6 protein-coding genes are annotated in these 6,622 nt (G+C 71.6%); 3 read left to right on the forward strand and 3 right to left on the reverse strand.

The window, feature by feature from the left end; translation table 11 throughout:
- The first annotated feature begins 26 nt into the window (after window positions 1-26).
- Window positions 27-857: a CoA pyrophosphatase gene (locus CSC66_RS15635; protein WP_238394424.1), complete on the forward strand. Its 831-nt coding sequence runs from the start codon at window positions 27-29 to the stop codon at window positions 855-857.
- Complete coding sequence (locus tag CSC66_RS15640) at window positions 854-1,720, forward strand: sulfurtransferase (RefSeq protein ID WP_162378344.1); 867 nt, start codon at window positions 854-856, stop codon at window positions 1,718-1,720. Before CSC66_RS15635 ends, CSC66_RS15640 begins: the two co-directional genes overlap by 4 nt.
- Before the next feature lie 133 nt (window positions 1,721-1,853).
- On the opposite strand, the gene CSC66_RS15645 is transcribed toward CSC66_RS15640, so the two are convergent.
- On the reverse strand, window positions 1,854-2,630 hold the full coding sequence (locus CSC66_RS15645; protein WP_162378345.1) for an enoyl-CoA hydratase/isomerase family protein: 777 nt from the start codon (window positions 2,628-2,630) through the stop codon (window positions 1,854-1,856).
- A 45-nt stretch (window positions 2,631-2,675) separates the two neighbouring features.
- Between CSC66_RS15645 and CSC66_RS15650 the strand changes: the two genes are divergently transcribed.
- Complete coding sequence (locus CSC66_RS15650) at window positions 2,676-3,134, forward strand: copper chaperone PCu(A)C (RefSeq protein WP_162378346.1); 459 nt, start codon at window positions 2,676-2,678, stop codon at window positions 3,132-3,134.
- Window positions 3,135-3,233: 99 nt separating this feature from the next.
- Here CSC66_RS15650 and CSC66_RS15655 read toward each other — a convergent pair whose 3' ends face one another.
- A complete protein-coding gene (locus CSC66_RS15655) occupies window positions 3,234-3,653 on the reverse strand; it encodes an acyl-CoA thioesterase (RefSeq protein WP_162378347.1) in 420 nt (139 codons plus the stop codon).
- The gene (gene uvrA / locus CSC66_RS15660) at window positions 3,650-6,598 is read right to left on the reverse strand and encodes an excinuclease ABC subunit UvrA (RefSeq protein ID WP_162378348.1); all 2,949 of its coding nucleotides are present in this window, start codon (window positions 6,596-6,598) and stop codon (window positions 3,650-3,652) included. The genes CSC66_RS15655 and uvrA overlap by 4 nt, the downstream gene beginning before the upstream one ends.
- Window positions 6,599-6,622 lie beyond the last annotated feature (24 nt).

A 6,622-nucleotide genomic window follows, 5' to 3' on the forward strand; every position in this document is an offset into this window, starting at 1 on the left:
TGCTCCTTCCAGGTTCCGCCACTGCCGTGCTGTCGATCCCGTTTCCGCCTGTCAGCGTCGATCCCACCGCGCCAGCGAGTCCCTGCATCCGCGCATGCCGGATCGATGGCGACGGCCTGTGCCGCGGCTGCCTGCGCACCGGCGACGAGATCGCCTGCTGGTCCCGCCTCGGCGAGGCGGAACGGCGGCACCTGATGGAGACCGTGTTGGCCGACCGCAAGCGCGAACGCTACCGTTTCCTCGACCGCCTGCGCGAACGCGAGCAGGTGGGGGGCGTACTCCATCCGCTGCGGCACCCGCCCGCCGGCGACGGCTGGAACCGCTCCGAGCTCGACGACCTGCTGCCGGACGCGGGCGCGCTGGCGGAAGCGGCGGTACTGGTGGGCCTGGTGCCGCGCCAGGCCGGTACGCAGGTACTGCTGACCCGCCGCACCGACGCGCTGCGCCACCACGGCGGCCAGGTGAGCTTTCCCGGCGGCCGCGTGGAGCGCGACGATGCCGGCGTGCTCGGCGCGGCCCTGCGCGAAAGCCACGAGGAGATCGCCCTGGCCGCCGTGCAGGTGGCGCCGCTGGGTTATCTCGATCCGTTCCTGACCGTCAGCGGGTTCCGGGTCACGCCGGTGGTCGCGGCGATCGATCCCGATTACGTGCCGCAGCCCCATCCGGACGAGGTGGCAGAAGTGTTCGAGGTGCCGTTCGAGTTCCTGATGTCGGCCTCGCACCTGCACCAGGTCGAGATGGAGTTCCGCGGCCGCCGCCGTAGCGTGCTCGAGTACGACTGGCCCGGCCAACGCATCTGGGGCGCGACCGCGGCGATCCTGTACAACCTGAGGCGACGGCTGGAGGAAGCGGCATGACGATCACCACGGCGGGGACGCTGGTACCGGTCGAGGACCTGGCTGCGGCGCTGGGCGATCCGGCGTTGCGCCTGGTCGACGCGCGCGCCGTGCTGGCGGACCCGGCCGCCGGGCGTGCGGCCTGGGAGGCCTCGCACCTGCCCGGCGCGGTACACGCCGACCTGGACCGCGACCTGTCCGACCACTCGGTGCCCGGGCAGGGCAGGCATCCCATGCCGTCGCCCGGCGACTTCGCGCGCCGCCTGGGCGAGTGGGGCATCGGGCCGCAGCACCGGGTGGTCGTCTACGACGCCAGCGACGGCAGCATGGCCGCCGCGCGATTCTGGTGGCTGTTGCGCCTGCTCGGCCATCGCCAGGTCGCGGTGCTCGACGGTGGCCTGGCGGCGTGGCGCGCGGCCGGCCTGCCCGAGACTGCGGCGGTCGAGCCGCCGCCGGCGTTGCCGCCCTATCCCGTTGCCGATTTCGACCGCAGCCGGATCGCCACCGCGGCCGAGGTCGAATCCAGGCTCGGCCAGGCGCCGGGCTGGCTGCTCGATGCGCGCGGCGGCGAGCGCTTCCGCGGCGAGGTCGAGCCGATCGACCCGGTCGCCGGGCACATTCCCGGGGCCCTCAACCGTCCCTACACGCAGAACGTGGACGCGGGCCGTTTCCGCTCCGCCGAGGTCCTGCGCGCCGAGCTGCGAACGCTGCTCAACGGCACCGATCCGTCGCAGGTGGTGCTCAGCTGCGGCTCGGGCGTGACCGCCTGCCACCTGCTGCTGGCGATGGAGCATGCCGGCCTGCACGGCGCCCGCGTCTATGCCGGCTCGTGGAGCGGCTGGATCGCCGATCCGTCGCGCCCGGTGGCGACCGGCGCGGCATGACCGCCACATCACCTTCGAACGCGCCCCCGTAGAGCGGGGCTTGCCCCGCTGCTGTGGCGTCGCGCGCAGGGAGCGGTAGCAGCGGGGCGAGCCCCGCTCTACGACCAGAGCAGCGGGGCAAGCCCCGCTCTACTCACTTGCGCAGCTTTGCCAGCAGCGCGTGCAGGCCGGCCTGCGTGTCCGGCTCATACCAGGCCTCGACGAAGCGATCCAGGTGCAGGCGGTCCGGCTCCAGCGCCTGCACCAGGTCGGCGCGCGCCAGCGCGCGGGTCTGCAGCATCGGCGCACGCGGCAACCGCAGCAACGGCTCCAGCCAGGCGATCGCGCGCGGAACCACGTGTTCGGCGTCGGCCAGTTCGTCGACCAGCCCGATCCGCAGCGCCTCCTCGGCCGGGATCATGTCGCCGGCCACGAGCAGGCGTTCGGCGCGATGCTGGCCGACCACCCGCCGCATGAGCTGTTGCGCGCCCTCCGGCACCGCGAGCCCGACCTGGGTTTCGTTCATGCCGATCGCGTAGGGCTTCTGCGGATCGGTCGAGCGCGCCATCACCCGGTAGTCGCAGCACAGCGACAGCACGCAGCCGCCGGCGGGGGCATGGCCGGTGATCGCGGCCACCACCGGGATGCGCAGCGCGGCGAGCGTGCGCGCGGCGCCGAAGAACGCGCCCCAGGCGGCGTGCAGCGCGTGCCGGTCCTGGCCCAGCGACAGCAGGTGCGGGACGTCCAGGCCGGCGGAGAAGATGCCCGGCGCCCCGGACAGCACGACCGCCTCGGCCTCCCCGGACACCGCCGCATCCAGTGCGGCGATCAGGCCGCGGCACAGGCCCGGGTCGAGCGCGTTGACCGGCGGGCGGGCCAGCCGCACCTCGCGGATCCGGCCGTGGTCGATGGTCTGCACGTAGGTGTTCATGTCCTGTCCGGTCGCGGCCTGCAGCGTGGCCGCTATCATAGGCGCATGCGCATCCGACCGATCCTGCTGGCCCTCCCGCTGCTGCTGCTCGCCCCGTCGGCATGGGCAGCGCCGGCGGCGTCGACGCCCAAGGCCGGGTGCCTCTCCATCGAGGATGGCTGGATCCGGCTGCCGCCGGCGCCGCGGCCGATGCTGGCCGGCTTCGGCCGCATCATCAACCGCTGCGCCGACGCACGCGAGCTGGTCGCGGTGCGCAGCCCGCGCTTCGGCGAGGTGTCCCTGCACGAGACGCGCATGGTCGACGGCGTCAGCCGGATGCGCGGGATCGAGCGCCTGCCTGTCGCCGCCGGCGGCGAAGCGGTGATGCAGCCCGGCGGGCTGCACCTGATGCTGATGCAGCCCGATGCGACCCTGGTCGAGGGCGAGCGCGTGCCGCTGGTGCTGGTGCTGGCCGATGGCGGCGAAGTGCCGGCGACGCTGGCGGTGCGCAAGACCGCGCCCTAGGCGGCTAGGCGACATCCGGCGGGCCGGCGGGCGGGGTCGGCGCGGCCACCCCGAAGCCCTCCACCAGGGCCGGTGCCGGCTACGCGGCCCGCCGCGCGATCAGGTCGAGGCGTTGCGGATGGCGTCGGGCAGCGGCGCGCTCTTGCCGGTCTGCGTATCCATCCACACGACGACGACATTCCCGTCGGAGTACAGCACGCGTTCGTCCTTCTGGTCGACGATGCGGTGGCCGATGGTGACGCTGCTGTTGCCCAGGCGCTCGACGAACAGCTCCACGACGATGTCGTTGGGCCACACGATCGGCGCGCGGTAGTTGACGTTGGTCGCGGCCACGACCGGGGCGATGCGGTCGGTCATCGACGCGCCAGGCACGCCGAGCATCCAGCGCACGCGTGCCTCCTCCAGGTAGGAGACGTACTTGGCGTTGTTGACGTGGCCCATGGCGTCCATGTCGCGCCAGCGCACGCTCATGGGGATGCGGGCCAGCTGCTTGCGCGCGGCCGGGGAGGTATCGCTCATCGGGTCGCCTTCCTCTTCGCCGCCGGCTTGGCCGCGGCCTTGGTTGCGGACTTGCGCGGGGGAAGCACGTCGGGCCTGGCTACCGCCGCCGGCTTGCTGCCTTTGGCCGCCTTCGACGCCGGCAGCAGCGGGGCGAGGAAGCGCCCCGTATGCGAAGCCGGGTTGGCGGCGATCTCCTCGGGCGTGCCGGTGGCGATGACCTGGCCGCCACGGTGGCCCCCTTCCGGGCCCAGGTCGACCACGTGGTCGGCGGTCTTGATCACGTCCAGGTTGTGCTCGATCACCACCACCGTGTTGCCCTCGTCGCGCAGGCGGTGCAGCACGCCGAGCAGGTGCTCGATGTCGTGGAAATGCAGGCCGGTGGTCGGCTCGTCGAGGATGTACAGGGTGCGCCCGGTGTCGCGCCGGGACAGTTCCTTGGACAGCTTCACGCGCTGGGCCTCGCCGCCGGACAGGGTGGTCGCGCTCTGGCCGAGCTTGACGTAGCTCAGGCCCACGTCGACCAGCGTCTCCAGTTTCCGCGCGATCGCCGGCACCGGCTCGAACAGCTTCAGCGCGTCCTCCACCGTCATCTCCAGCACGTCGTGGATGCTGTGGCCCTTGTAGAGGATGTCCAGCGTCTCGCGGTTGTAGCGCTTGCCGTGGCAAACGTCGCAGGGCACGTACACGTCGGGCAGGAAGTGCATCTCGACCTTGATCAGGCCGTCGCCCTGGCAGGCCTCGCAGCGGCCGCCGCGCACGTTGAAGCTGAAGCGGCCCGGCGAGTAGCCGCGCGCGCGCGCCTCGGGCACCTGCGCGTACAACTCGCGCAGCGGCGTGAACAGGCCGGTGTAGGTCGCCGGGTTGGAGCGCGGCGTGCGCCCGATCGGCGACTGGTCGATGTCCACGACCTTGTCGAACAGATCCAGGCCCTCGATTTCGCGGTACGGCGCCGGCGCGTGCGAGGCGCCGTTGATCTCGTTGGCGGCCAGCGCGTACAGCGTGTCGTTGATCAGGGTCGACTTGCCCGAGCCGGAGACGCCGGTGACGCAGGTCATCAGGCCCGCGCCGATCTCCAGGTCCACGTCCTTGAGGTTGTTGCCGGAGGCGCCGCGCAGGCGCAGGGTCATCTTCGGGTTGGCCTTGTGCCGCTTGGCCGGGACCTCGATGCCGCGCTTGCCGGACAGGTACTGGCCGGTGATCGAGCGCGGCGCCTTGAGGATGTCGGCCAGCGTGCCTTCGCCGACGATCTCGCCGCCGTGCACGCCGGCGCCGGGTCCGATGTCCAGGATGTGGTCGGCCGCGCGGATCGCGTCTTCGTCGTGCTCGACCACGATCACCGTGTTGCCCAGGTCGCGCAGGCGGGTGAGGGTCCCCAGCAGGCGTTCGTTGTCGCGCTGGTGCAGGCCGATGGACGGCTCGTCGAGCACGTACATCACCCCGACCAGGCCGGCGCCGATCTGGCTGGCCAGGCGGATGCGCTGCGCTTCGCCGCCGGACAGGGTGTCGGCCTTGCGTTCCAGGGTCAGGTAATCCAGGCCGACGTCGACCAGGAAGCCGAGCCGCTCGTTGATCTCCTTGACGATCTTGGCCGCGATCTCGCCGCGCCAGCCGGCCAGCTTCAGGCCCTGGAAGAAGGCCAGGGCCTCGTCCACGGGCAGCACCACCAGCGCCGGCAGCGGCTTGTCGGCGACGAACACGTTGCGAGCGGCGCGGTTCAGGCGCGCGCCGCCGCAATCGGGGCAGGGGCGCTCGCTGATGTACTTGGCCAGCTCCTCGCGCACTGCCGGCGACTCGGTCTCGCGGTAGCGGCGCTCGAGGTTGTTGATGATGCCCTCGAAGCGGTGCTTGCGCTGGGTACGCCCGCCGCTCTCGGTGAGGTAGGAGAAGGTGATCACCTCGTCGCCGCTGCCGAACAGCACCGCCTGGCGCGCCGATTCGGGCAGGCTCTGCCACGGCGCCTCCACGTCGAACCGGTAGTGCTTGGCCAGCGAGTTGACCAGCTGGAAGTAGTAGGCGTTGCGGCGGTCCCAGCCGCGCACGGCGCCGGCGGCGACCGAAAGCTCGGGATGGGCGACCACGCGCGCCGGGTCGAAGAACTGGGCAACGCCCAGGCCGTCGCACGAGGGGCACGCGCCCATCGGCGCGTTGAACGAGAACAGGCGCGGCTCGAGCTCGGGCAGCGAGTAGTCGCAGACCGGGCAGGAGTACTTGGACGAGAACAGCTGCGGCGGCGCGCCGGCATTGTCCAGCGACATCACGATGGCCATGCCGTCGCCGAGCTTGAGCGCGGTCTCGAAGGACTCGGCCAGCCGCTGCTTGATGTCCTCGCGCGGGCGGAAGCGGTCGATCACCGCCTCGATGGTGTGCTTCTGGCGCAGCGCCAGCGCAGGCACCGCGTCGATCTCGTGCAGCTCGCCATTCACCCGCACCCGCACGTAGCCCTGCGCGCGCAGCTGCTCGAACACCTGCGCGTGCTCGCCCTTGCGGTCGCGCACCACCGGCGCCAGCAGCATCCAGCGCTGCTCCGGGTCCAGCGCCAGCACCTGGTCGACCATCTGGCCGACCGTCTGCGCTTCCAGCGGATAGCCGTGGTCCGGGCAGCGCGGCGTACCGACGCGGGCGTACAACAGGCGCAGGTAGTCGTAGATCTCGGTGATGGTGCCCACGGTCGAGCGCGGGTTGTGCGAGGTCGACTTCTGCTCGATCGAGATCGCCGGCGACAGGCCCTCGATGTGGTCGACGTCGGGCTTCTCCATCACGCTGAGGAACTGCCGGGCGTAGGCCGACAGCGATTCGACGTAGCGGCGCTGGCCTTCGGCATAGATCGTGTCGAAGGCCAGCGACGACTTGCCGGAGCCGGACAGGCCGGTGATCACGATCAGCTTTTCGCGCGGCAGGTCGAGATCGATGTTCTTGAGGTTGTGGGTACGGGCGCCGCGGATGCGGATCGTGTCCATCGCCATCGGGCAGGGGGTCCGTTGGGGGGC

This window comes from Pseudoxanthomonas kaohsiungensis (genome assembly GCF_010211765.1).
GTDB lineage: Bacteria > Pseudomonadota > Gammaproteobacteria > Xanthomonadales > Xanthomonadaceae > Pseudoxanthomonas > Pseudoxanthomonas kaohsiungensis.

Bases quoted from the DNA above. Each gene is read 5' to 3' on its own strand.
- CSC66_RS15640 (WP_162378344.1), top strand. From the start codon at position 854: ATGACGATCACCACGGCGGGGACGCTGGTACCGGTCGAGGACCTGGCT.
- uvrA (WP_162378348.1), bottom strand. From the start codon at position 6,598: ATGGCGATGGACACGATCCGCATCCGCGGCGCCCGTACCCACAACCTC.
- CSC66_RS15645 (WP_162378345.1), bottom strand. From the start codon at position 2,630: ATGAACACCTACGTGCAGACCATCGACCACGGCCGGATCCGCGAGGTG.
- CSC66_RS15650 (WP_162378346.1), top strand. From the start codon at position 2,676: ATGCGCATCCGACCGATCCTGCTGGCCCTCCCGCTGCTGCTGCTCGCC.
- CSC66_RS15655 (WP_162378347.1), bottom strand. From the start codon at position 3,653: ATGAGCGATACCTCCCCGGCCGCGCGCAAGCAGCTGGCCCGCATCCCC.